Annotated in this window: 19 protein-coding genes and 1 pseudogene; 14 read left to right on the plus strand and 6 right to left on the minus strand. The window is 62.7% G+C overall.

Annotated elements, in window-relative coordinates:
• Nucleotides 1-212 precede the first annotated feature (212 nt).
• The 4 genes from KCG88_RS30515 to KCG88_RS30530 are packed head-to-tail and all read right to left on the minus strand — an operon-like array spanning nucleotide 213 to nucleotide 3,774.
• On the minus strand, nucleotides 213-1,076 hold the full coding sequence (locus KCG88_RS30515; RefSeq protein ID WP_047337826.1) for a ChaN family lipoprotein: 864 nt from the start codon (nucleotides 1,074-1,076) through the stop codon (nucleotides 213-215).
• Nucleotides 1,077-1,097: 21 nt separating this feature from the next.
• Nucleotides 1,098-1,865, minus strand: coding sequence for a heme ABC transporter ATP-binding protein (locus tag KCG88_RS30520; RefSeq protein ID WP_210713745.1), 768 nt, complete (start codon nucleotides 1,863-1,865; stop codon nucleotides 1,098-1,100).
• Nucleotides 1,865-2,902: an iron ABC transporter permease gene (locus tag KCG88_RS30525; protein WP_047289240.1), complete on the minus strand. Its 1,038-nt coding sequence runs from the start codon at nucleotides 2,900-2,902 to the stop codon at nucleotides 1,865-1,867. The genes KCG88_RS30520 and KCG88_RS30525 overlap by 1 nt, the downstream gene beginning before the upstream one ends.
• Nucleotides 2,899-3,774 (minus strand): ABC transporter substrate-binding protein, encoded by an 876-nt coding sequence (locus KCG88_RS30530; protein ID WP_210713746.1) that lies wholly within the window; start codon nucleotides 3,772-3,774, stop codon nucleotides 2,899-2,901. Before KCG88_RS30530 ends, KCG88_RS30525 begins: the two co-directional genes overlap by 4 nt.
• Nucleotides 3,775-3,992: 218 nt before the next feature.
• Between KCG88_RS30530 and KCG88_RS30535 the strand changes: the two genes are divergently transcribed.
• Nucleotides 3,993-4,310 carry a Rieske 2Fe-2S domain-containing protein gene (locus tag KCG88_RS30535; protein WP_047289243.1) on the plus strand — a complete coding sequence of 106 codons (318 nt, stop codon included), beginning with the start codon at nucleotides 3,993-3,995 and terminating at the stop codon, nucleotides 4,308-4,310.
• Here KCG88_RS30535 and sfsA read toward each other — a convergent pair.
• A complete protein-coding gene (gene sfsA / locus KCG88_RS30540) occupies nucleotides 4,307-5,020 on the minus strand; it encodes a DNA/RNA nuclease SfsA (RefSeq protein ID WP_210713747.1) in 714 nt (237 codons plus the stop codon). The genes KCG88_RS30535 and sfsA overlap by 4 nt on opposite strands.
• Nucleotides 5,020-6,192 (minus strand): pyridoxal phosphate-dependent aminotransferase, encoded by a 1,173-nt coding sequence (locus tag KCG88_RS30545; RefSeq protein ID WP_011063503.1) that lies wholly within the window; start codon nucleotides 6,190-6,192, stop codon nucleotides 5,020-5,022. Before KCG88_RS30545 ends, sfsA begins: the two co-directional genes overlap by 1 nt.
• Nucleotides 6,193-6,534: 342 nt before the next feature.
• Here KCG88_RS30545 and dksA point away from each other — a divergent pair, with 342 nt between their 5' ends.
• The 13 genes and pseudogenes from dksA (at nucleotide 6,535) to KCG88_RS30605 (ending at nucleotide 22,468) form a co-directional block, all read left to right on the plus strand.
• Nucleotides 6,535-6,975 (plus strand): RNA polymerase-binding protein DksA, encoded by a 441-nt coding sequence (gene dksA / locus KCG88_RS30550; RefSeq protein WP_011063504.1) that lies wholly within the window; start codon nucleotides 6,535-6,537, stop codon nucleotides 6,973-6,975.
• 111 nt (nucleotides 6,976-7,086) lie between these two features.
• Nucleotides 7,087-7,983 (plus strand): tRNA glutamyl-Q(34) synthetase GluQRS, encoded by an 897-nt coding sequence (gluQRS, locus tag KCG88_RS30555; RefSeq protein WP_210713748.1) that lies wholly within the window; start codon nucleotides 7,087-7,089, stop codon nucleotides 7,981-7,983.
• Between the two features lie 77 nt (nucleotides 7,984-8,060).
• Nucleotides 8,061-8,237, plus strand: coding sequence for a hypothetical protein (locus KCG88_RS30560; RefSeq protein ID WP_003176118.1), 177 nt, complete (start codon nucleotides 8,061-8,063; stop codon nucleotides 8,235-8,237).
• A complete protein-coding gene (locus tag KCG88_RS30565; RefSeq protein ID WP_011063507.1) occupies nucleotides 8,221-11,175 on the plus strand; it encodes a sensor histidine kinase in 2,955 nt (984 codons plus the stop codon). The genes KCG88_RS30560 and KCG88_RS30565 overlap by 17 nt, the downstream gene beginning before the upstream one ends.
• A gap of 22 nt (nucleotides 11,176-11,197) precedes the next feature.
• A complete protein-coding gene (locus KCG88_RS30570; protein WP_047289252.1) occupies nucleotides 11,198-12,625 on the plus strand; it encodes a sigma-54 dependent transcriptional regulator in 1,428 nt (475 codons plus the stop codon).
• Between the two features lie 744 nt (nucleotides 12,626-13,369).
• Entirely contained in the window at nucleotides 13,370-14,761 is a 1,392-nt protein-coding gene (locus tag KCG88_RS30575) for a polynucleotide adenylyltransferase PcnB (protein ID WP_047289254.1), read from the plus strand.
• 3 nt (nucleotides 14,762-14,764) lie between these two features.
• On the plus strand, nucleotides 14,765-15,244 hold the full coding sequence (gene folK, locus KCG88_RS30580; protein WP_047289256.1) for a 2-amino-4-hydroxy-6-hydroxymethyldihydropteridine diphosphokinase: 480 nt from the start codon (nucleotides 14,765-14,767) through the stop codon (nucleotides 15,242-15,244).
• A 394-nt stretch (nucleotides 15,245-15,638) separates the two neighbouring features.
• Complete coding sequence (gene panB, locus KCG88_RS30585) at nucleotides 15,639-16,439, plus strand: 3-methyl-2-oxobutanoate hydroxymethyltransferase (RefSeq protein WP_015637061.1); 801 nt, start codon at nucleotides 15,639-15,641, stop codon at nucleotides 16,437-16,439.
• The gene (gene panC / locus KCG88_RS30590; RefSeq protein WP_210713749.1) at nucleotides 16,436-17,296 is read left to right on the plus strand and encodes a pantoate--beta-alanine ligase; all 861 of its coding nucleotides are present in this window, start codon (nucleotides 16,436-16,438) and stop codon (nucleotides 17,294-17,296) included. The genes panB and panC overlap by 4 nt, the downstream gene beginning before the upstream one ends.
• 122 nt (nucleotides 17,297-17,418) lie before the next feature.
• Nucleotides 17,419-17,565, plus strand: a pseudogene (locus KCG88_RS31060) (aspartate 1-decarboxylase); the annotation flags it as partial.
• Nucleotides 17,566-17,814: 249 nt separating this feature from the next.
• Nucleotides 17,815-19,479: a glucose-6-phosphate isomerase gene (pgi, locus tag KCG88_RS30595; RefSeq protein WP_011063513.1), complete on the plus strand. Its 1,665-nt coding sequence runs from the start codon at nucleotides 17,815-17,817 to the stop codon at nucleotides 19,477-19,479.
• A gap of 131 nt (nucleotides 19,480-19,610) precedes the next feature.
• The gene (acs, locus tag KCG88_RS30600; protein WP_210713750.1) at nucleotides 19,611-21,548 is read left to right on the plus strand and encodes an acetate--CoA ligase; all 1,938 of its coding nucleotides are present in this window, start codon (nucleotides 19,611-19,613) and stop codon (nucleotides 21,546-21,548) included.
• 53 nt (nucleotides 21,549-21,601) lie between these two features.
• Nucleotides 21,602-22,468: an oxygenase MpaB family protein gene (locus KCG88_RS30605; RefSeq protein ID WP_210713751.1), complete on the plus strand. Its 867-nt coding sequence runs from the start codon at nucleotides 21,602-21,604 to the stop codon at nucleotides 22,466-22,468.
• Nucleotides 22,469-22,684 lie beyond the last annotated feature (216 nt).

Raw genomic sequence — 22,684 nt, forward strand, 5'->3', positions numbered from 1 at the left:
AAACGAACGTTTGGCAAAATGTGCAGAAATCTGAAAAGCCGTGTTGACTTCGAAATGAGAATCGTTATGATTATCACAACTGGTCGCGAGATCAGTCGATAACCTGGAAGACCAGTGGTTCGGACTCTCAGATTATCTCCTCATCAGGCTAATCACGGTTATTTGACCCGGCTCTTGCCGGGTCTTTTTTTGCCCGCAGAAAAGCCCTCCGATCAGGGCCTCAGTTGCGCACAATAGTCCTTGGCGGGCTGGGGCGGCGTATACCAGACGTAGTCGGCCGATGCCGCGGCAACCGGATGCCCCTGCTCCGCCAGAATCAACACCACCACCTCCTGGGTTCGGTCCAGATCGGCAATATGCAGGGGCACGCCAAGATCCCTGCGACCGTGAAACGCCCCGGCCAGCAACAGGGCCGGAGCCGGAGCCGCCAGCAGTTGCTCAGCCATACGCCGATCCCGTTGCTGCTGCACTGCCCTCATTGCCGGCACCTGGCTCTCGGGCAGCAAGCCACAGTGCGACTCGCGAATTTGCCCGGCCAATGCCTCGATCACCGACGGTGCGTTGCTCCGTGTGCCGGTCAGGACGGGCGCCCGTGCATAAATGTCACGCACCTCCTGACGATCCAGATTGGCAGCGAGCAAGGGGTAGGGCTGACGCAGGGCAAAACCCACCAGCGGCCCGTAGAGGCTCCAGTCCCAGCCTGATTGCCAGGCCAACCTGCCAGGCAGGTCATCAGGCAAACGCCCCCCATCAATGGAGCGCTTTACCCCATCGACTTCTGGCTGCTGATCCGGGTTGAGCATTTCCAGCAACAGGCTGCCCTGCGGCCGCTCCCGGGCCATGGAGCGCAAGAGCCAGAGTTGCAAGGCATGATGATCGGGATTGTCATGCTGCTCGCCAATGATCACTCGGGGAGCCCGTGCCAGGCGACCTACCAGTTCGACAGGGGTCAGCGCCTGGGCACTGCGCAGATCAATGATACTGCCGGGCGCCGAAGCCACCGGCGGCGGCAGGATCCCCGGCATGCTGTGACAAGCGGCCAGCAGCAGGGCCAGCAACAACGGCAATATGCGCATCAGGTCTCTCCGGGCTTCGCCTCAACGGGCGATGATCAACGGGTGCCCGCGCTCGGGATGCTCCTGCACCAGAACTTCCAGGCCGAACACCGCCTTCAGGGGCTCAGGCCGCAGTACCGCGGTCGGTGTTCCCAATGAATGCGGTCGGCCGCCTTCAAGCAACAAGACCCGGTCACAATAACGTGCAGCCAGATTCAGGTCATGCAGGATGACCAGCACCGCCGCGCCGCGGTCGGCGAAGGCACGAATGGCCTGCAAGGTGACGTGCTGGTGCAAGGGGTCGAGTGCAGAAGTCGGCTCATCCAGCAGCAGGTTGTGCCCTGGCTGGCCCGGCCACAGTTGCGCCAGGACCCGTGCCAGGTGCACCCGCTGGCGCTCGCCGCCGGACAGCGCGAGATAGCTGCGCCCCGACAGGTGCGCCACATCGGCCGCATTCAAAGCAGCGTTGACGATTTCCTCATCACGCACACGCCCGGTCTGATGGGGCAAACGCCCCAGTGCCACCACCTCCTCCACACAAAAGGCGAAATCCAGGCTCGAAGCCTGGGGCAGCACGGCCAAGCGCTGCGCACGCTCGGCGCCCGACCAATGAGCCAGTTCCTGATCATCCAGCAGCACCTGCCCCTGATAAGCCGCCAGTTCGCCACTCAAGCCCCCCAAGAGGCTGCTTTTACCTGCGCCATTAGGACCGAGGACTCCCAGCACCTCGCCCGGCAGCAACTGCAGGTCGATGCCAGCCAGGACGTCTTTGCCGCCGCGCCGCACATGCAGGTTCTCGACTCGCAGCATCAGGCACGCCCTCGCAACAACAGGTACAGAAAGAATGGCGCACCGATAAAGGCCGTGACGATACCGATGGGCAACTCGGCAGGCGCCAGCGCCAGACGCGCCACCAGGTCGGCCAGCAGCAGGAGGCTGGCTCCGGCCAGGATCGAGGCCGGGAGCAAGGTCCGGTGGTCCGGACCCGACAACAGGCGCACCAGATGCGGCACCACCAGGCCGACAAAACCGATCATTCCCGCCGCCGCCACGGCAGCGCCCACACCCAGGGCGGTGCAGAACACCAGCTCGCGCTTGAGACCTTCGACATCGATACCCAGGTGCTTGGCCTCGGATTCGCCCAACAGCAGTGCATTCAACGCCTTGGCCCGGCGCGGCAACCACAGCGCAACCGCGGCGGTCACCAGCAGCAAGGGCCACAAGCGCTGGTAACTGGCACCATTCAGGCTGCCCAGGTTCCAGAAAGTCAGAGTGCGCAACGTGGCATCGTCCGCCAGATAGGTGAACAACCCCACCGCCGAACTGGCCAGCGCCGTCAGGGCAATCCCCGCCAGCAGCATGGTTGCCACATGGGTCTGCCCGTTGCGCCGCCCCAGGCGATACACCAGCGCCGTCACCCCCAGGCCGCCAAGGAAGGCACACAGGGAGAGCAAATAAGGGCCAACAGCCTCTGGCAGGCCGCCGAACATCGAGCCGCCAACAATGGCGATGGCCGCCCCCAATGCTGCACCACTGGAAACCCCCACCAACCCCGGGTCCGCCAGGGGGTTGCGAAACAGCCCCTGCATGGCGACCCCGGACAGCGCCAGAACTCCGCCCACCGCAAGACCGAGCAGAGTCCGAGGCAAGCGAATCTGTCCCAGGATCAGTTCCGCCTGCTCCAGCCCCTGCCCGTCGATCGGCAATCCAAGCAGGCGCAAGGCGGCACGCAAGGTATCAAACAAGGGCAGGCTGACAGGCCCCAGGGCCAGGGACAGCCAGATCGCCACAAGGCACAGCACACCCAGCCCGATAAATAGTGTTCGAGGCTTGACCTGACGACTCATTGGGCCGGCTTGGCCTGGGGATAAAAGGCGCTGGACAGGCGTTTCAGGCTATCAGGCAAGCGAGGGCCCAGGCCTCCCACCAGCAAGGTCGGGTCCAGTTCCACCACCCGCCCGGCCTTGGCCGCCGGTGTGGATGCCAGCACCGGGTTCTCCTTGAACAGTGCGGCACGAGCGGCATCGCCGGTCAGGCTGCGGTCGGAGAACACCAGCACATCCGGATTCAAGCCCGCCAGGGATTCGACCGAGAACGGCTTATAGCCGGTATGAGTCGCCAGGTTGCGCCCGCCGGCCTGTTGCAATAGCCAATTCGCGGCGGTGTCCTTGCCGGCGATCAGGGGTTTGCCGCCGGCATGCCCGAGCAACAACAGCACCCCGGGCGCAGCGTGCTGCGCTTGAGCCTGGGTGACCCAGGCCTGCTGCTGCCCAAGTTGTTGCTGATAGCCCTGGAACAGTTGCCCGGCCTGCTCTTCTCGGCCCAGCAACAGGCCCAGGTGCTGCAGGGTAGCTTGCAAAGTCGGCAAGTCGGCCTGGGCGGAAAACAGTTCGACCTTGACCCCGGCACTGCGGATCTGCGAAAGCACTGACGGCGGCCCCATCTCCTCGGTACCCACCAGAATCTGCGGCCGCAGGCTGAGAACGCCTTCGGCCGACAACTGACGCTGATAGCCGATGCTCGGCAGCGCCTTGAGCGACTCCGGGTGCTGGCTGGTGGTATCGACGCCCACCAGCTTGGACTCGGCCCCCAAAGCCGTTATCCACTCGGACAAGGCCCCACCGGCACTGACCCACCGCTGTGGCAACTCATCAGCGGTGGCCCACTGGCTCACCAGCAATCCGGCACAGAACGCAATGGCGCAGGCACTCAGGCGCATAAGTACATTTCCTTCATCAAAGTGGGGCCCGCGCAGCTGCTGTCCATGTGACATGCCGGACAAGCCGGGCATCGAAAGGAACAAACGTCCCGTAACAGGCGGGGCGGCCATTTGATAATTGTTTTCATTTAGCCGTCAAGCGCCGACATGTTTCATCCTGCAGCCGGAAAGAAACTGTGACAGCCTGGACGCAGAGCCTTCGGACCAAGAGGATAGCCATGAAATTTCTTTGCGCCGGCAGCGATCTGCCCGAAGCCGGCAGCCGGGGCTTCCAGCTCGCGGGGCTGAAGCTGTTCGCCGTGCGGCGCGAGCAGCGGGCCTATGTCTATGCCAATCGCTGCCCGCACCGGGGGGTGGCGCTGGAGTGGCAGGCTGACCAGTTCCTCGACCCCAGCGCCAGCCTGATCCAGTGCGCCACCCATGGCGCCCTGTTTCTTATCGAGAGCGGAGAGTGCGTGGCCGGACCTTGCGCCGGCCAGTTCCTGGAGAGCATCGGCTGCCGTGAAGACAGCCAGGGGATCTGGGTGGACCTCTAATCCCCGAGCAACACTTCAAGACGCCGGTCGATGCACACCTGCTCGGCCGTCAGGCGCACACCGTAGGCCAGCACCTCAACCCCCGCCGCGCGGGCTTCGCGCAAGGCGGCGGCGTAACCCGGATCGATCTCCTGCGCCGGCCGCACCGCGTCGATGCCCGAAAGGTTGACGCAATACAGCTGAACCGCCCGCACGCCCTCCCGGGCCAGGCTCGCCAGTTCCCGCAGGTGCTTGGCGCCGCGCCGGGTCACCGCATCGGGAAACGCCGCCACCGGCGTACCATCGAAGCCCAGGGTGACGCTTTTGACCTCGACATACGCCGGACCGTCCGGGTAATCCAAGCGAAAATCGATACGGCTGTTCTCTTGCCCGTAAGGCACCTCGCGCTTGAGCCCGATGAAGCCGTTCAACTCGCTGATAAGCCCCGCCCGCAAGGCTTCCTCCACCAGCCCGTTGGCCCGCCCGGTGTTGACGCAGGCCAGGCGGCCTTGAGGGGTTTCGCTGATTTCCCAGGTGCCCGGCAACTTGCGCTTGGGGTCATTGGAGCGGCTGAACCACACCTGCCCGCCCTCGACCATGCAATTGAGCATCGAGCCGGTATTGGGGCAATGGATGGTCAACAGCTCGCCGGTGGTGGTTTCGATGTCTGCCAGGAAGCGCTTGTAACGACGCAGCAGACGCCCTTCTTCCAGGGGAGGATCGAAGCGCATCAGGCGTGCCAGCTCTGCAGGCCACGGGCGATACGCTCAACCGCCTCCTGCAGGCGTTCCAGGCTCTGGGTATAGGCAAAGCGCACATGATGGCCAGCCTGATGCCGGCCGAAGTCCAGGCCAGGGGTAAAGGCCAGGTGCTCGGTTTCCAGGAAGTGCCGGCAAAAGGCGAAGGCATCACCGCCGAAGGCGCTGATGTCCGCGTACAAGTAGAACGCACCTTCAGGTTCCACGGCGATGCCGAAGCCCAACTCACGCAAGGCCGGCAACAGGAAATCCCGGCGGCGCCCGAACTCGGCGCGACGCTCCTCGAGGATCTCCAGGGTCTGGGGCTCGAAGCAAGCCAGCGCCGCATACTGGGCCATGCTCGGCGCACTGATGTAGAGGTTCTGTGCCAGCTTTTCCAGTTCACCCACGGCTGCCGGCGGAGCTACCAGCCAGCCCAGGCGCCAGCCGGTCATGCCGAAATATTTGGAGAAACTATTGAGGACAAAAGCGCTGTCATCCACTTCCAGAACGCTGGCGGCATCGGTGCCATAGGTCAGGCCGTGGTAGATCTCGTCCACCACCAGATGCCCGTTGCGAGCCTTGATCGCGGTGGACAACCCCGCCAACTCGTCCCGGCTCAGGACCGTACCGGTGGGGTTCGCCGGCGAGGCCACCAGGGCGCCCACGCTGTCCTGATCCCAATAGCGCTCCACCAGGTCCGGCGTCAGTTGGTAACGCACATCCGGCCCCACCGGGACCAACTGCGCAGCGCCTTCCACCAGACGCAGAAAATGCCGGTTGCACGGATAACCCGGGTCCGCCAGCAGCCAGTGCTTGCCCGGGTCCACCAACAGGCTGCTGGTCAACAGCAAGGCACCGGAACCACCGGGGGTGATCATGATCCGCTCAGGATCGATGTCCAGGCCGTAACGCTGCTGATAAAAGCCGGAAATCGCCCCTCGCAGCTCGGGAATTCCGCGGGCTGCGGTGTAGCGCGTCTTGCCGGCGCTCAGCGCGGCCTGCCCGGCCTTGATGATCGGCTCGGCGGTGGTGAAGTCCGGTTCGCCGATTTCCAGGTGAATCACATCATGCCCGGCGGCTTGCAGCTCATTGGCGCGGGCCAGCAAGGCCATGACATGGAAAGGTTCGATAGCGCGACTACGCGCACTGTAGGGCTGAGCCATTAGCCTTCCTTCATTGATTCGAGGGGGGAGCAAAGGACCGATTCTACCCATCTGACCAAGCCCGGGAGAACCCAGGCGGATCCGAGCGGTCTGTTGCTTGCGCCAACTGGCGCCAACACAACCCGCAGACTTGACTAAAATCAATGATTGAACGAACCGATCAGCAAGCCATGTCAGGCTTTTCCCATGTCCATGGACGAAGCAGGACATAGGCTCGACAACCGGGAGTAGCGCGCTCTGGTTTGATCTGGTAAGTTCGCCCGCTTGCAGCCGCAGGGCCGGCAAGTGTCGGAGATGGAGCAATCCTGCGCAATGGATTACAAGAGTAGAGGCGGTCCATTCATGCCCACCCAAGCAAAGCAACAGATTCAATCGATCAGCGGTTTTGAACCTTATGTTGAAACTGCGGGCGAAGAGTACATGGGCAAGCCCATGCGCGAGCACTTCACCAAGATCCTGAACAAGTGGAAACAGGACTTGATGCAGGAAGTCGACCGCACTGTTGATCACATGAAAGACGAAGCGGCCAACTTCCCCGACCCGGCTGACCGTGCCAGCCAGGAAGAAGAGTTCAGCCTCGAACTGCGGGCCCGTGATCGCGAGCGCAAGTTGATCAAGAAGATCGACAAGACCCTGCAACTGATCGAAGACGAAGAATACGGCTGGTGCGAATCCTGCGGCGTCGAGATCGGCATCCGCCGGCTGGAAGCCCGCCCAACCGCCGACATGTGCGTCGACTGCAAGACACTGGCGGAAATCAAGGAAAAACAGGTCGGCAAATAATCGCCGGCTGGAACCTGAAACGGAGCGTACCCACGCTCCGTTTTCGTTTCCGCCGCCCTGTAGGAGCGAGCTCGCTCGCGAAAGCGATCCCCCGGAACATCGTCACCCTTCATGACTGCCTCCACACCCTCCTCGTACATAGGGCGCTTCGCCCCCACTCCCAGCGGCTATCTGCATTTCGGCTCTCTGGTTGCCGCGCTGGCCTCCTATCTTGATGCCCGCGCCGTCGGTGGCCGCTGGCTGCTGCGCATGGAGGACCTTGACCCGCCTCGGGAAGAGCCCGGTGCCCAGGCGGCCATTCTCAAGGCTCTGGAAAGCTACGGTTTCGAATGGGATGGGCAGATGATCCGTCAGAGCGATCGTCACGACGCCTATGCCGAAGTCCTCAATCGCCTGTTCCAGCAGGGCCTGGCCTATGCCTGCACCTGTTCGCGCAAACAGCTGGAGCCCTACCACGGCATTTACCCGGGACTGTGCCGCAACCTCGGCCACGCCCAGGACGACGCCGCGATCCGCCTGCGGGTCCCCGAACTGGAGTATCGCTTCCTCGACCGGGTCCAGGGCGAATACCGCCAGCACCTGGGCCGGGAAGTCGGGGACTTCGTGATCCGCCGCCGCGACGGCCTCTACGCTTACCAACTGGCCGTGGTGCTCGACGATGCCTGGCAAGGCATCACTGATATCGTGCGCGGCGCCGACCTGCTGGATTCCACACCGCGCCAGCTGTACCTGCAGGAACTGCTGGGCCTTTTCCAGCCCCGCTACTTGCATGTGCCGCTGATCACCCAGCCGGACGGGCACAAACTGGGCAAGTCCTACCGCTCGCCCCCGCTGACCGCGGATCAGGCCCCCCCCCTGCTGCTGCGCGCCCTGCGAGCACTGGGCCAGAAGCCACCGGCCGACCTCGATGGCGCCAGCGTCGCGCAGATAATGGCCTGGGGCATGGCCCACTGGGATGCCGCCCTGATTCCACGCACACTGAGCGTGCCGGAAGCGCAATTAAGCTGACGCCACTTGCAGCTTGGCGCCCATCCGTTACCATCGCCGCACGTTTTCGGGCACGCACACAATAAAGAGAGGCCGAGATGTACATCTATCGCTTGGTCCTGCTCCTGGTAGTGGGGATCTATCTGTTCTCCCCCGCCATCATGGATTGGTGGATCGATGCTACTGGCGCCTGGTATCGCCCGTATCTGCTCTGGCTGATTCTGATCGTCGTGACCTTCATCCTGCAGAGCCAAAAAGATGCCGATGAGCTTTAGCCTGACCCAGATGATCCTGATCAGCGCCGCTTACCTGGCGGTACTGTTCGGCGTTGCCTGGATCAGTGAGCGCGGGATGATCCCCCGTTCGATCATTCGCCACCCGCTGACCTACACCCTGTCACTCGGGGTCTATGCCAGTGCCTGGGCCTTCTACGGCACGGTCGGCCTGGCCTACCAGTATGGCTATGGTTTCCTGTCCAGCTACCTGGGGGTTTCCGGGGCCTTCCTGCTGGCACCGGTGCTGCTCTACCCGATCCTGAAAATCACCCGCACCTACCAACTGTCATCCCTGGCCGACCTGTTCGCCTTCCGTTTTCGCAGTACCTGGGCCGGTGCGCTGACCACGATCTTCATGCTGATCGGCGTGTTGCCATTGCTGGCGCTGCAGATCCAGGCCGTGGCCGACTCCATTGGCATTCTCACCCACGAGCCGGTGCAGCATCGGGTGGCGCTGAGCTTTTGCGCGCTGATCACCTTGTTCACGATCTTCTTCGGCTCGCGGCATATCGCCACCCGGGAAAAACATGAAGGCCTGGTGTTCGCCATTGCCTTCGAATCGGTGATCAAGCTGATCGCCATTGGCGGTGTCGGCCTGTACGCGCTGTACGGGGTATTCGACGGCCCGCAGCAACTGGAGCTCTGGCTGCTGCAGAACCAGACCGCGCTTGCCGCCCTGCATACGCCCCTGCAGGAAGGCCCGTGGCGCACCCTGCTACTGGTGTTCTTCGCCTCGGCGATCGTCATGCCGCACATGTACCACATGACCTTTACCGAGAACCTCAACCCTCGCGCCCTGGTCAGCGCGAGTTGGGGGCTGCCGCTGTTCCTGCTGCTGATGAGCCTGGCAGTGCCGCTGATTCTCTGGGCCGGCCTCAAGCTCGGCGCTACCACCAACCCGGAATACTTCACCCTGGGCATCGGCATCGCCGCCAACAGCCCGGCCCTGGCTCTGCTGGCCTATGTCGGCGGGCTGTCGGCCGCCAGCGGCCTGATCATCGTCACCACCCTGGCGCTCTCGGGGATGGCCCTGAACCACCTGGTGCTGCCGCTCTACCAGCCGCCGGCGGAAGGCAACATCTACCGCTGGCTGAAGTGGACCCGCCGCGCCCTGATCGTCGCCATTATCATGGCCGGCTATGCCTTCTACCTGCTGTTGGGCGCTGAGCAGGACCTGGCCAACCTGGGGATCGTGGCCTTCGTCGCCACCTTGCAATTTCTTCCGGGCGTGCTGTCGGTACTGTACTGGCCGACCGCCAACCGCCGGGGCTTCATTGCCGGCCTGCTGGCGGGGATCCTGGTGTGGCTGGTGACCATGCTGCTGCCGTTGATCGGCAACCTGCAGGGTTTCTACATCCCGCTGCTGAACATGATCTACGTCCTGGACGACACCAGTTGGCATATGGCGGCCATCGCCTCGCTGGCGGCCAACGTCCTGATGTTCACCCTGATCTCGCTGTTCACCAATGCCAGCACCGAGGAGGCCAGCGCCGCCGAAGCCTGTGCCGTGGACAACGTGCGCCGTCCGCAGCGCCGGGAACTGCACGCCGCCTCGCCCCAGGAGTTCGCCACCCAACTGGCCAAGCCGCTGGGGGCCAAGGCAGCGCAGAAGGAAGTGGAGCAGGCCCTGCGTGATCTGTATCTGCCCTTTGACGAGCGCCGACCTTACGCCCTGCGGCGCCTGCGCGACCGCATCGAAGCCAACCTGTCCGGGTTGATGGGCCCCAGCGTCGCCCAGGACATGGTGGAAACCTTCCTGCCCTACAAGGCCGGTGGAGAAAACTATGTCACCGAGGACATCCACTTCATCGAAAGCCGGCTGGAGGACTATCACTCGCGCCTCACCGGCCTGGCCGCCGAGCTCGACGCCCTGCGCCGCTATCACCGGCAAACCCTGCAAGAGCTGCCGATGGGGGTCTGCTCCCTGGCCAAGGACCAGGAGATCCTCATGTGGAACAAGGCGATGGAGGAGCTCACCGGCATACCGGCCCAGCACGTGGTGGGCTCGCGCCTGAGCACCATTACCAACCCGTGGAAGGACCTGCTGCAGGGCTTTATCAACCTGCCGGACGAACACTTGCACAAACAGCACCTGGCCCTCGATGGCCAGACCCGCTGGCTGAACCTGCACAAGGCCGCCATCGATGAGCCTCTGGCCCCGGGCAACAGCGGCCTGGTGCTGCTGGTGGAAGACCTGACCGAAACCCAGACCCTGGAAGATAAGCTGGTGCACTCCGAGCGCCTGGCCAGCATCGGGCGCCTGGCGGCCGGGGTGGCCCATGAGATCGGCAACCCGATTACCGGCATCGCCTGCCTGGCGCAGAACCTGCGCGAAGAACGGGAAGAGGACGGCGAACTGACGGAAATCAGCGAGCAGATCCTCGAACAGACCAAGCGCATCTCGCGCATCGTCCAGTCGCTGATGAGCTTCGCCCACGCCGGCAGCCATCAGCACAACGACGAGGCGGTGTGCCTGGCCGAAGTGGCCCAGGACGCCATCGGCCTGCTGGCGTTGAACCGGCGCAATTTCGAGGTGCAGTTCTTCAACCTGTGCGATCCCGACCACTGGGTCGACGGTGATCCCCAGCGCCTTGCCCAGGTACTGATCAACCTCCTTTCCAACGCCCGCGACGCCTCCCCTCCTGGCAGCGCGGTACGTGTCAAGAGCGAGGCTTTCGAGCACACGGTCGACCTGATCGTGGAGGACGAAGGCAGCGGCATTCCGAAGAACATCATGGACCGATTGTTCGAACCGTTTTTCACCACCAAGGACCCTGGGGAAGGCACCGGTCTGGGCCTTGCACTGGTCTATTCCATCGTTGAAGAGCATTATGGACAAATCACCATCGACAGCCCGGCCGATCCTCAAAGCCAACGCGGCACCCGTATCCGGGTGACTCTACCGCGTCATGTCGAAGCGACGTCCGCTGTGAACTGAGACCGTCGAGAGAATTGAATCAATGCCGCATATTCTGATCGTCGAAGACGAAACCATTATCCGCTCCGCCCTGCGCCGCCTGCTGGAACGCAACCAGTACCAGGTCAGCGAAGCCGGCTCAGTGCAGGAGGCACAGGAACGCTTCAGCATTCCCACTTTCGATCTGATCGTCAGTGACTTGCGCCTGCCAGGCGCCCCGGGCACCGAATTGATCAAGCTCGGCCAGGGCACTCCGGTGCTGATCATGACCAGCTACGCCAGCCTGCGCTCAGCCGTGGACTCGATGAAAATGGGCGCGGTGGACTACATCGCCAAGCCATTCGATCACGATGAAATGCTCCAGGCCGTGGCGCGTATCCTGCGGGATCGGCAAAGCGCCGAAAATGCCTCGCCAGACCGTCCGGCCGCCAAGGCTGGCGCGACCACGGAGCGGGCCGGTACGGCTAACAACAATGGCGAAATCGGCATCATCGGCTCCTGCGCGCCCATGCAGGATCTGTACAGCAAGATCCGCAAAGTGGCGCCAACTGATTCCAATGTGCTGATCCAGGGTGAATCCGGTACCGGCAAGGAATTGGTAGCCCGGGCCCTGCACAACCTGTCCAAGCGTGCCAAGGCGCCGATGATTTCGGTGAACTGCGCAGCCATTCCGGAAACCCTGATCGAGTCCGAACTGTTCGGCCACGAGAAAGGTGCGTTCACCGGAGCCAGCGCCGGGCGCGCTGGCCTGGTAGAAGCGGCGGACGGCGGCACCCTGTTCCTCGACGAGATTGGCGAGCTGCCGCTGGAGGCCCAGGCGCGATTGCTGCGAGTGCTGCAGGAAGGCGAAATCCGCCGTGTCGGCTCGGTACAGTCCCAGAAAGTCGATGTGCGCCTGATTGCAGCCACTCACCGCGACCTGAAAAGCCTGTCGAAAATAGGCCAGTTCCGTGAAGACCTGTACTACCGCCTGCACGTGATTGCCCTGAAACTGCCGGCTCTGCGTGAGCGCGGTGCAGACGTCAATGAAATTGCCAATGCCTTTCTGGCCCGCCAGAGCGCGCGCGTCGGCCGCACGGACCTGAAGTTCGCCGCCGATGCAGAACAGGCCATTCGCCATTACTCCTGGCCGGGGAACGTGCGTGAACTGGAGAACGCTGTCGAGCGGGCGGTCATTCTGTGCGAAAGCCCGGAAATCTCGGCCGACCTGCTGGGCATCGACATCGAACTGAGCGACCTGGAAGACGACGACTTCGTCGGTCTGCCCCCACAAGCGGGTAACACCAGCCATGAGCCGACCGAAGACCTGTCCCTGGAGGACTACTTCCAGCACTTCGTCCTCGAACACCAGGACCACATGACCGAGACCGAGCTGGCACGCAAACTGGGTGTCAGCCGCAAATGCCTGTGGGAGCGTCGTCAGCGCCTGGGCATCCCACGGCGCAAGAGTGGGGTCGCCAGCGAAAGCTGAACCACGGCTGATGAAAACGCGGGTAACACTCGCTTTTGTGAAAAAAACTGTTACCTGCTCCATCGCACGTAACAGGAACCGGGGCTAAAGGTAACGAAGCCCCGGTTTTTTTTGCCCTGAAAAACACCCAACAGCACGCCTAACCCCTTGTTTTACTGGGGATCGCAAAAGTTGGCACGGCACCTGCTATATGTTTGGTACAAGAACAATAACAAGCAATGCACAAGACAATAAAAATAAGACGAATCGACTCACGCATAATAAAAACAACACGGCGGAGGCGCAGCTAACTGATTCTTTTGGAGAGGCGTTGTATTTGGGGCTTGCCCCACAACCAGGCCGAGAACAACAAAAACTGCCCTAAGGCAGAGCCTGAACTGGTTGGATCGAAAGGTCATTGCAACTCAGCGATCAAAGCAATCCGTTTGCTCTTGGCTCCCGATTGGGAGGGTCATCCTGGGTAAACCAGATGACAAGGGCGTTTAACAAAAACAAGAAGCCCGAAACCAATAATAAAAATAGAGCACGCAACTATTCTGGGGGAGCTTCGGCTCCCCTTGTGGTTTCCGGAATTCGTGTTTTTACTCCCCCGCCCCCATCCAACCTCGCCAAACCGCAGCTCAGCGCCAGCCTGTACAAGTCGCGGCAGCTTCCTACACCATCCTTCGACTAAATGCTAGAATCCCCGCCCATCATGCGGCCACTCTTCGTTTTGGCCGAATATTCCTTCAAACAGTGCATCCCATGCTGAAGAAGCTGTTCCAGTCATTCCGTTCTCCCTTGCGTCGTACGCAACATAAACGCAGCACGCCTGAAGTGCTCAATAGCAGCCAGCATTCGCTGCAACGTGCCCAGTTCAGCCGGTATGCGGTGAATATCGTCGAACGCCTGCAGAACGCCGGCTACCAGGCCTACCTGGTGGGTGGCTGCGTGCGCGACATGCTGCTCAATATCACCCCCAAGGACTTCGACGTCGCCACCAGCGCCACGCCGGAACAGGTCAAGGCCGAGTTCCGTAACGCGCGCATCATTGGCCGGCGTTTCAAGCTGGTGCACATCCACTTCGGCCGCGAAATCATCGAAGTTGCGACTTTCCGCGCCAATCACCCGCAAAACGAAGACGACGAGGACAGTAACCAGTCATCGCGCAACGAAAGCGGGCGGATCCTGCGGGACAACGTCTATGGCACCCTGGAAGAGGACGCGCAGCGTCGCGACTTCACCATCAATGCCCTGTACTACGATCCGGTCAGCGAACGCATTCTCGATTACGCCAATGGCGTACACGACATTCGCAACAACCTGATCCGCCTGATCGGCGATCCTCGCCAGCGTTATCAGGAAGACCCGGTACGTATGCTTCGGGCAGTACGCTTTGCAGCGAAACTGAACTTCGGCATCGAGAAACACACCGCCGCGCCCATTCGCGAACTGGCACCGATGCTGCGGGAAATCCCCTCGGCACGCCTGTTCGAGGAAGTGCTCAAGCTGTTCCTTTCCGGCTACGCAGCGGACACCTTCGAAATGCTGGTGGACCTGCAACTGTTCGACCCGCTGTTCCCGGCCAGCGCCGAAGCCCTGGAATACAACCCGACCTACACCCACACGCTGATCAGCGAAGCCTTGATCAACACCGACCTGCGGATCAAGCAGAACAAACCCGTGACCCCGGCCTTCCTGTTCGCCGCCCTGCTCTGGCCAGCCCTGCCGGCCCGGGTACTGCGCCTGCAGGAGCGTGGCATGCCGCCGATTCCGGCCATGCAGGAAGCCGCCCACGAGCTGATCGCCGAACAGTGCCAGCGCATCGCTATTCCCAAGCGTTTCACCATGCCGATCCGCGAAATCTGGGATATGCAGGAACGCCTGCCACGGCGCAGCGGCAAGCGCGCCGACCAGTTGCTGGACAATCCGCGCTTCCGCGCCGGCTACGACTTCCTGCTGCTGCGCGAAAGCGCCGGCGAGCAGACCGATGGCCTGGGGGAATGGTGGACCGACTATCAAGACGCCAATGACGCCGAACGCCGCGACATGATCCGCGACCTCAGCGGCAAGGAAGACGCCAGTGGCGCGCCACGCAAGCGCCGGCGCAGCAGCGGTGCCAAGCGCAAACGCAGCGGCGGCGCATCGGGCGAGTAATAGATGGAACGCATCTATATCGGCATGGGCAGCAACCTGGCAGCCCCTGAAGCACAACTGCGCAATGCCATCGAGGCCCTCGCGCAGTTGCCCGAAAGCCGCCTGCACGGCGTATCGGCTTTCTACCAGAGCGACTCATTGCTCCCCGGCCAGCCACGCTACACCAACGCCGTGGCGGCGCTGGACAGCGCGCTGGCGCCGCTAGGGCTGCTGGACGCCTTGCAGGCCATCGAAAACCAGCAAGGTCGCGAGCGAAATGAGCGCTGGGGCCCTCGCACCCTGGATCTGGACATCCTGCTGTTCGGCGATCGACTGATCGATGAACCCCGCCTCAAAGTCCCCCATTACCACATGCAGGCGCGCCCCTTCGTGCTCTACCCCTTGGCGGAACTGGCCCCTGCCGACCTGCAACTGGCTGACGGCCGCACCCTGCGCGAACTGCTCGCTGCCTGCCCATTTGTCGGCCTGGAACGCCTGGCCTGACCGCTGAAACGCATCAGTAACGACGGTAACACTGGCAGCGTAACAATGCGGTAACACATCTAATTGACTTCCCGAGTTCTCCTCACGACTATAGGCGTCCCGTTGCCGCCATCACGGCGCTAAAGGGCGCAATTCAAGTGAGGTCGGTTCGCGGCGAGCCCGGGAAACGCCAGGCAGGGGCAGTTGTGCAACGGCGGTGGCACCCGCTGGCATGGCACCTCTTCTGGGCACAGAATAATGGGCCCGACGCCACAGGCGCGACTCCCGCAAGCCCGTTCAAATCGCTTGGAACCAGGCTGTATAAGCACGACAAAAGACCGTGCGCCTGAATAACGAAGAATCACGCGCGTTACTCGCAGTAGTTTCCAAAGCGCCTGAAATGAGGACCCCTTTCATGCCAGACATCACTCTGACCACCCTGCAAAGCCTCAAGCAGAAAGGTGAGAAAATCACCATGCTGACCTGCTACGACGCGACCTTCGCCCACACCTGCTGCGAGGCGGGCGTCGAAGTCCTGCTGGTAGGCGACTCCCTGGGCATGGTGCTGCAAGGACACGACAGCACACTGCCCGTCAGCACCGCTGACATGGCCTATCACGTCGCGGCGGTCAAACGCGGCAACAACGGGGCACTGATCCTGGCCGACCTGCCATTCATGTCCTACGCCACCACAGAACAGGCCCTGAGCAGCTCGGCGCAGCTGATGCAGGCCGGCGCTCACATGCTCAAGATCGAAGGCGCAGCCTGGCTGGCCGAGCCGGTGCGCCTGCTGAACGAGCGTGGGGTGCCGGTCTGCGTGCACATGGGGCTGACGCCACAGACCGTGAACGTTCTGGGCGGCTACAAGGTCCAGGGCCGCAATGAAAGCCAGGCGCGGCAGATGCGTGCCGATGCCATCGCCCTGGAGCAGGCCGGCGCGGCAATGCTGTTGCTGGAGTGCGTGCCCAGTGAGCTGGCGGCAGAAATCACCCAGGCGGTGAAGATCCCGGTAATAGGTATCGGTGCCGGCAGTGCTACCGATGGCCAGGTTCTGGTGCTCCACGACATGCTGGGGCTGTCCCTCAGCGGTCGCTCGCCGAAGTTCGTGAAGAACTTCATGGCTGGCAAGGACAGCATCCAGGCGGCCTTGAGCGCCTATGTCGAAGAAGTCAAAGCCGTCACCTTCCCTGGCGCCGAACACGGGTTCTCTGCATGAATACAGTCAAAACCGTGCGCGAATTGCGCGCCGCGGTCGCCCGCGCGCGCAGTGAGGGCAAGCGGATCGGCTTCGTGCCCACCATGGGCAACCTGCACAGTGGCCACGCCGCCCTGGTGGCCAAAGCCGCCCAGCGGGTGGACTTCGTAGTCGCCAGCATCTTCGTCAATCCCCTGCAGTTCGGGGCCGGCGAAGACCTGGACAAGTACCCACGCACCCTCGCCGCCGACCAAGAAAAATTGCTGCAAGCCGGTTGCCACCTGCTGTTTGCCCCCAGCGTCGAAGAAATGTACCCCGATGGCATGGCCGGGCAGACCCGGGTCAGTGTTCCACAGCTGTCCGAAGGCCTGTGCGGCGCCAGCCGCCCCGGACATTTCGAAGGCGTGGCGACAGTGGTCACCAAGCTGTTCAACATGGTCCAGCCCGATCTCGCGGTGTTCGGCCAGAAGGACTACCAGCAGTTGGCAGTGATTCGAGCCCTGGTGCATGACCTGAACATGCCGATCCAGATCATCGGCGAGCCAACGGTACGTGCCGCCGACGGCCTCGCCCTGTCGTCGCGCAACGGCTACATGAGTGAAGAACAGCGCGCCATCGCACCGGCGCTGTACCGCAGCCTGAGCCAGATTGCCCAAGCCATCAGAAACGGCGAACGCGACTATTCCAAGCTTGTGGCCGAACAACAGCAGCAGCTTGAAGCCGCCGGCCTGCGCCGTGACTACCTGGAAATCCGCCAGGCACAGAACCTGCGTCCGGCCACCGCGCAAGACCGTGAACTGGTGATTCTTGTGGCAGCCTATCTGGGCGCGACACGGTTGATCGACAACCTGCACCTGGACCTCGACACACCGGCATAAACGCCCGATTGCCCGAACTCCAACCTTCGGGCAAACTGCCGCCGGCTGGGGCCTGCAGCCCATAACTGCGGGCCCCCTTCGAGGATCCGCCCCAGGGAACACCCCATGTACATCACATGTTCAAGGCCAAGGCCGGTGATCGAGCGCCCCTCTGCGCCTACGCTCCCTGCAGTGAAGCCGAGTGGCTCGACTTCAGGCCGCGCATGCTGCACATGGCCCCTGGCAATGAGCAGAGCCTTACCAGCCCTGCGATTGCGGATCAGGCCGCCTCACGCTTCCCCCTATTTCTACCCATTGAAAGCCCAAATCCAGACCAGGCAGGCCCGCTGAGTACAAAATAGTACTGGCCACCAGTCGGACAAAGCCAAGACAGAACAGCACGCTGGAGTTACTGTTATCCCCTCCAGTGATTAAACGTATCAGCACAGGGCCGGCCCAACGGGTCCTTGAGACCGCGCAGGACGTTCCGGGCTTTTCAGTGTCCAAAAGGCAGTTCAAGCAAAAGGAAAACCGCAGCGATGGCGTACTACCGCACTCCTCATGACGTTACCGCTCTGCCCGCCTGGCAAGCGTTGAAAGACCACCGCCAAGCCATGCAGGATTTCAGCATGCGCGAAGCGTTCAATGCCGATCCGCAGCGCTTCAGCCAATTCACCCTGAGCAGCTGCGGGCTGTTTCTCGACTATTCGAAGAACCTGATCACCAGCGAAACCCGCGATCTGCTGGTGAACCTGGCCAAGGAAGTCGGCCTCTCAGACGCCATCAAGTCAATGATCACCGGCGAATTGGTCAACGCTTCCGAAGGCCGCCCGGCCTTGCACACCGCACTGCGCCGCCCGGTGGGCGACAAGCTGTCGGTGAACGGTGTCAACGTGATGCCCGAAGTGCACAAGGTACTGAACCAGATCACCGAGCTGGTGGGTCGCATCCACGACGGCCTGTGGCGCGGCTACACCGAGAAGCCCATCACCGACGTGGTGAACATCGGCATCGGCGGCTCCTTCCTCGGCCCGGAGCTGGTCTCCGAAGCGCTGTTGTCCTACGCCCAGAAAGGCGTGCGCTGCCATTACCTGGCGAACATCGATGGCAGCGAGTTCCATGAGCTTTCTGCAAAAATCCGTGCAGAAACCACGCTATTCATCGTTTCCTCCAAGTCTTTCAACACCCTCGAAACCCTGAAGAACGCCCAGGCAGCACGGGCCTGGTACCTGGCCCAGGGCGGCTCGGAGGCCGAACTGCACCGCCACTTCATCGCCGTGTCGAGCAACAATGCGGCGGCAGTGGCCTTCGGCATTCGCGAAGAGAACATCTTCCCGATGTGGGACTGGGTCGGCGGGCGCTACTCGCTGTGGTCCGCCATCGGCCTGCCGATCGCCCTGGCCATCGGCATGTCCAACTTCAAGGAGCTGCTGTCCGGTGCCTACACCATGGACCAGCACTTCCAGAGTGCCCCGTTCGAACAGAACATGCCGGTGCTGCTGGCGCTGCTGGGCGTGTGGTACGGAAATTTCTGGGGCGCGCAAAGCCACGCGATCCTGCCGTACGACCACTACCTACGCAATATCACCAAGCACTTGCAGCAACTGGACATGGAATCCAACGGCAAGAGCGTGCGCCAGGACGGCACCCCAGTGGCCACCGATACCGGCCCGGTGATCTGGGGCGGCGTGGGTTGCAACGGTCAGCACGCCTATCACCAGTTGCTGCACCAGGGCACCCAGTTGATCCCGGCCGACTTCATCGTGCCGATCGTCAGCTTCAACCCGGTGGCCGACCACCATCAATGGCTGTACGCCAACTGCCTGTCCCAGAGCCAGGCACTGATGCTGGGCAAGACCCGCGCCGAAGCCGAGAGCGAACTGCGCGAGAAAGGCCTGAGCGAAGCCGAAATCGCGAAACTGGCACCGCACAAGGTGATTCCCGGCAACCGTCCGAGCAACACCCTGGTGGTGGAGCGCATCAGTCCGCGGCGCCTTGGCGCACTGGTGGCGCTGTATGAACACAAGGTCTTCGTGCAAAGCGTGGTCTGGGGCATCAACGCCTTCGACCAATGGGGCGTGGAGCTGGGCAAGGAGCTGGGCAAAGGCGTCTACAACCGCCTGGTCGGCAGCGACGAAACCCTGGCCGACGACGCCTCGACCCAAGGCCTGATCAACTACTTCCGCGGCCGTCACCGCGGCTGATACGACCCTGTCACCCCAGGAGCCGGCCACACCGGCTCCTGTCCGGGCCCCCCGGTCCTTCCCCACTTGAACCTTCCCGACACTTGTGCGCACCCTTATGACTTGTCGCAAAACAAGAATAAGGAACCGTCATGTTCGATATCAGCACTTTTCCCAAAGCCGATGCCGTCCGCCGGGCGGCACAAATGAGTCAGGACGACTACCACCACCTCTACCGCCAGTCCATTGAGCAACCGGACCAGTTCTGGGCCGAGCAGGCCAGGCGCTTCCTGCACTGGAGCAGCCCCTGGGACAGCGTCCACAGCCACGACATGCGCACCGGCGAGGCCAGCTGGTTTCGCGGTGGCCAACTCAACGTCAGCTACAACTGCATCGACCGTCATCTGGAAAAACGCAGCCATCAGGCGGCGATCATCTGGGAAGGTGACAACCCGGCAGACTCCCAGCGCATCACCTACCAGGAACTCCACGACCGGGTCTGCCGTCTGGCCAACGTGCTGAAAAGCCGTGGCGTGAAGAAGGGCGACCGGGTGTGCATCTACATGCCGATGATTCCCGAAGTGGCCTACGCCATGCTCGCCTGCACCCGGATCGGCGCGGTGCACTCGGTGGTGTTCGGCGGTTTTTCCCCGGAGGCCCTGCGCGACCGCATTCTCAACGCCGACTGCCGCACCGTGATCACCGCTGACGAAGGCGTGCGCGGCGGCAAATTGATTCCGCTGAAGAGCAACGTCGACAAGGCGCTGCTCAGTTGCCCGGATGTCAGCAGCGTGCTGGTGGTCGAACGCACCCGCAACCCGGTGAACTGGGTGCCAGATCGCGACATTTCCTATGAACAGGCCGTGGCTGGCGCCAGCAACCAATGCGCCCCCGAGCCGATGGACGCCGAAGACCCGCTGTTCATCCTCTACACCTCGGGCAGCACCGGCAAACCCAAGGGCGTGCTGCACACCACCGGCGGCTACCTGCTACAGGCGGCCATGACCTTCAAGTACGTGCTGGACTACCGCGACGGTGAGGTCTTCTGGTGCACCGCCGACGTCGGCTGGGTCACCGGCCACAGCTACATCCTCTACGGCCCCTTGGCCAACGGCGCGACCACGCTGATCTTCGAAGGTGTGCCCAACTACCCCAGCACCTCGCGTTTCTGGGAGGTGGTGGACAAACACCAGGTGAACATCTTCTACACCGCGCCCACCGCTCTGCGTGCCCTGATGCGCGAAGGCAGCGCCCCGCTACAGAACACCTCCCGCGCCAGCCTGCGCTTGCTCGGCAGCGTCGGCGAGCCGATCAACCCGGAAGCCTGGGAGTGGTATTTCAATGTCGTGGGCGAACAACGCTGCCCGATTGTCGACACCTGGTGGCAGACCGAAACCGGCGGCATCATGCTCAGCCCCCTGGTCAGTGCCCGGCAGATCAAGCCCGGATGCGCCTCGACCCCGATGTTCGGCGTACAACCGGTGCTGCTGGACGACCAGGGCAAGGAAATCCATGGGGCAGGCAGCGGCATCCTGGCAATCAAGGCCAGTTGGCCGGCGCAGATCCGTAGCGTCTATGGCGATCCCAAGCGCATGGTCGAAACCTATTTCGCTCCCTACCCCGGCTATTACTTCACCGGTGATGGTGCCCGGCGCGACGAGGATGGCAGCTACTGGATCACCGGGCGCATCGACGATGTGATCAACGTTTCCGGGCACCGCATCGGCACCGCCGAAGTGGAAAGCGCCCTGGTGCTGCACGACAGCATCGCCGAAGCGGCGGTGGTCGGTTACCCCCATGATCTCAAGGGCCAGGGCATCTACGCCTTTGTCACGCCCATGCAGGGCGTCGAGCCCGACGAGGCACTGAAGAAGGAACTGCTGGCCCTGGTCAGCCGCGAGATCGGCAGTTTCGCCAAGCCGGAGCTGATCCAGTGGGCTCCGGCCCTGCCGAAAACTCGCTCGGGCAAGATCATGCGGCGTATCCTGCGCAAGATCGCCTGCAACGAACTGGATACCCTGGGTGACACTTCGACCCTGGCGGACCCCAGCGTGGTGGACGGCCTGATCGACAAACGCCTGAACGTTTGAAACCGGCGCGGCATCCGCCGCGCCTCTTTTTTAAATTGCCACACCGAGCTGTCATGGAATTCATTCGCAGCCGTATCGAAAGCCAGGTCATGAGCCTGTCCGGCCTGTCCCTGGGCCAACTCGACCTGGAACATCCCAAAGGTGACCCCGGCCTGTTCGGGCCGGGGTCCGTCAGTTGGCAGGTGCACGCCGATTTCAGCAGCATGCTGATCGGCGGCATCAGCGCCCTGTTGATGCAGGCCCTGCATCCTTTGGCCTTGGCCGGCGTCTGGGATCACTCGAACTTTCGCCAGGACATGATCGGCCGCCTGCGCCGCACCGGGCAGTTCATCTCCGGCACCACCTTCGGCTCCCGCCAGGACGCCGAATGGCTGATCGACAAGGTACGCAGCATTCACTTGCACATCGTCGGCACCGCCCCCGATGGCCGCCCCTATGCCGCCAGCGACCCCGATCTGCTGACCTTGGTTCACGTGGCTGAGGTCAGCAGTTTTCTTGCCGCGCACTTGCGTTACCTCAACCCTCATCTTTCCGGCGCTGACCAGGATCGCTACTACGACGAGATCGCCCTGATCGCCGAACGCCTGGGAGCCCGGGACGTGCCGCGCTCGCGGCGCGCCGTGGCCGACTACCTGCAGGCCATGCGCCCCCAACTGCTCTGCGACCAGCGCAGCCGGGAAGTCCTGCGCCTGCTGCTGGCTGCCCCGGCCCCCAGCCGCCTGGCCAAACCCTTCGGTTCGTTGATGATGCAGGCCGGCATCGACCTGCTGCCGGACTGGGCCAGCGCCATGCTCGAGGTCAATCAGAACCCGCTGCAACGCCAACTGATTCGTGCCAGCGTCAAGCGCAGCACGCCGATGCTGCGCTGGGCGGTACGGGACAGTTCCGTGCACCGGGCGAAACGACGCATGGGCCTTTAAAAACCGACCGTTCAAGCACAACCCGACCGGCCGGTTCGCGATTGGCCGGCTCCCGGGGTTGTGTGCAACCATGATTTCGCCCATTTCCAGTGCCTGTGCCGCCCGGCCAACACCCGCACCACGCCACAGGTCCCCGTCACCGAACACAAGGACCCGATCATGCAAGACGTCGTAATCGTTGCCGCCACCCGCACCGCCGTGGGCAGTTTCCAGGGA

Source organism: Pseudomonas sp. MWU349 (assembly GCF_017947325.1).
GTDB classification, from domain to species: Bacteria; Pseudomonadota; Gammaproteobacteria; order Pseudomonadales; family Pseudomonadaceae; genus Aquipseudomonas; species Aquipseudomonas protegens.

Excerpts from the sequence above, each read along its gene's own strand:
- panB (WP_015637061.1), top strand. The coding sequence starts at position 15,639 with ATGCCAGACATCACTCTGACCACCCTGCAAAGCCTCAAGCAGAAAGGT.
- KCG88_RS30530 (WP_210713746.1), bottom strand. The coding sequence starts at position 3,774 with ATGCGCCTGAGTGCCTGCGCCATTGCGTTCTGTGCCGGATTGCTGGTG.
- sfsA (WP_210713747.1), bottom strand. The coding sequence starts at position 5,020 with ATGCGCTTCGATCCTCCCCTGGAAGAAGGGCGTCTGCTGCGTCGTTAC.
- KCG88_RS30535 (WP_047289243.1), top strand. The coding sequence starts at position 3,993 with ATGAAATTTCTTTGCGCCGGCAGCGATCTGCCCGAAGCCGGCAGCCGG.
- KCG88_RS30520 (WP_210713745.1), bottom strand. The coding sequence starts at position 1,865 with ATGCTGCGAGTCGAGAACCTGCATGTGCGGCGCGGCGGCAAAGACGTC.
- dksA (WP_011063504.1), top strand. The coding sequence starts at position 6,535 with ATGCCCACCCAAGCAAAGCAACAGATTCAATCGATCAGCGGTTTTGAA.
- gluQRS (WP_210713748.1), top strand. The coding sequence starts at position 7,087 with ATGACTGCCTCCACACCCTCCTCGTACATAGGGCGCTTCGCCCCCACT.
- folK (WP_047289256.1), top strand. The coding sequence starts at position 14,765 with ATGGAACGCATCTATATCGGCATGGGCAGCAACCTGGCAGCCCCTGAA.
- KCG88_RS30515 (WP_047337826.1), bottom strand. The coding sequence starts at position 1,076 with ATGCGCATATTGCCGTTGTTGCTGGCCCTGCTGCTGGCCGCTTGTCAC.
- KCG88_RS30605 (WP_210713751.1), top strand. The coding sequence starts at position 21,602 with ATGGAATTCATTCGCAGCCGTATCGAAAGCCAGGTCATGAGCCTGTCC.
- KCG88_RS30575 (WP_047289254.1), top strand. The coding sequence starts at position 13,370 with ATGCTGAAGAAGCTGTTCCAGTCATTCCGTTCTCCCTTGCGTCGTACG.
- KCG88_RS30570 (WP_047289252.1), top strand. The coding sequence starts at position 11,198 with ATGCCGCATATTCTGATCGTCGAAGACGAAACCATTATCCGCTCCGCC.
- acs (WP_210713750.1), top strand. The coding sequence starts at position 19,611 with ATGTTCGATATCAGCACTTTTCCCAAAGCCGATGCCGTCCGCCGGGCG.
- KCG88_RS30545 (WP_011063503.1), bottom strand. The coding sequence starts at position 6,192 with ATGGCTCAGCCCTACAGTGCGCGTAGTCGCGCTATCGAACCTTTCCAT.
- panC (WP_210713749.1), top strand. The coding sequence starts at position 16,436 with ATGAATACAGTCAAAACCGTGCGCGAATTGCGCGCCGCGGTCGCCCGC.
- KCG88_RS30525 (WP_047289240.1), bottom strand. The coding sequence starts at position 2,902 with ATGAGTCGTCAGGTCAAGCCTCGAACACTATTTATCGGGCTGGGTGTG.
- pgi (WP_011063513.1), top strand. The coding sequence starts at position 17,815 with ATGGCGTACTACCGCACTCCTCATGACGTTACCGCTCTGCCCGCCTGG.
- KCG88_RS30565 (WP_011063507.1), top strand. The coding sequence starts at position 8,221 with ATGCCGATGAGCTTTAGCCTGACCCAGATGATCCTGATCAGCGCCGCT.
- KCG88_RS30560 (WP_003176118.1), top strand. The coding sequence starts at position 8,061 with ATGTACATCTATCGCTTGGTCCTGCTCCTGGTAGTGGGGATCTATCTG.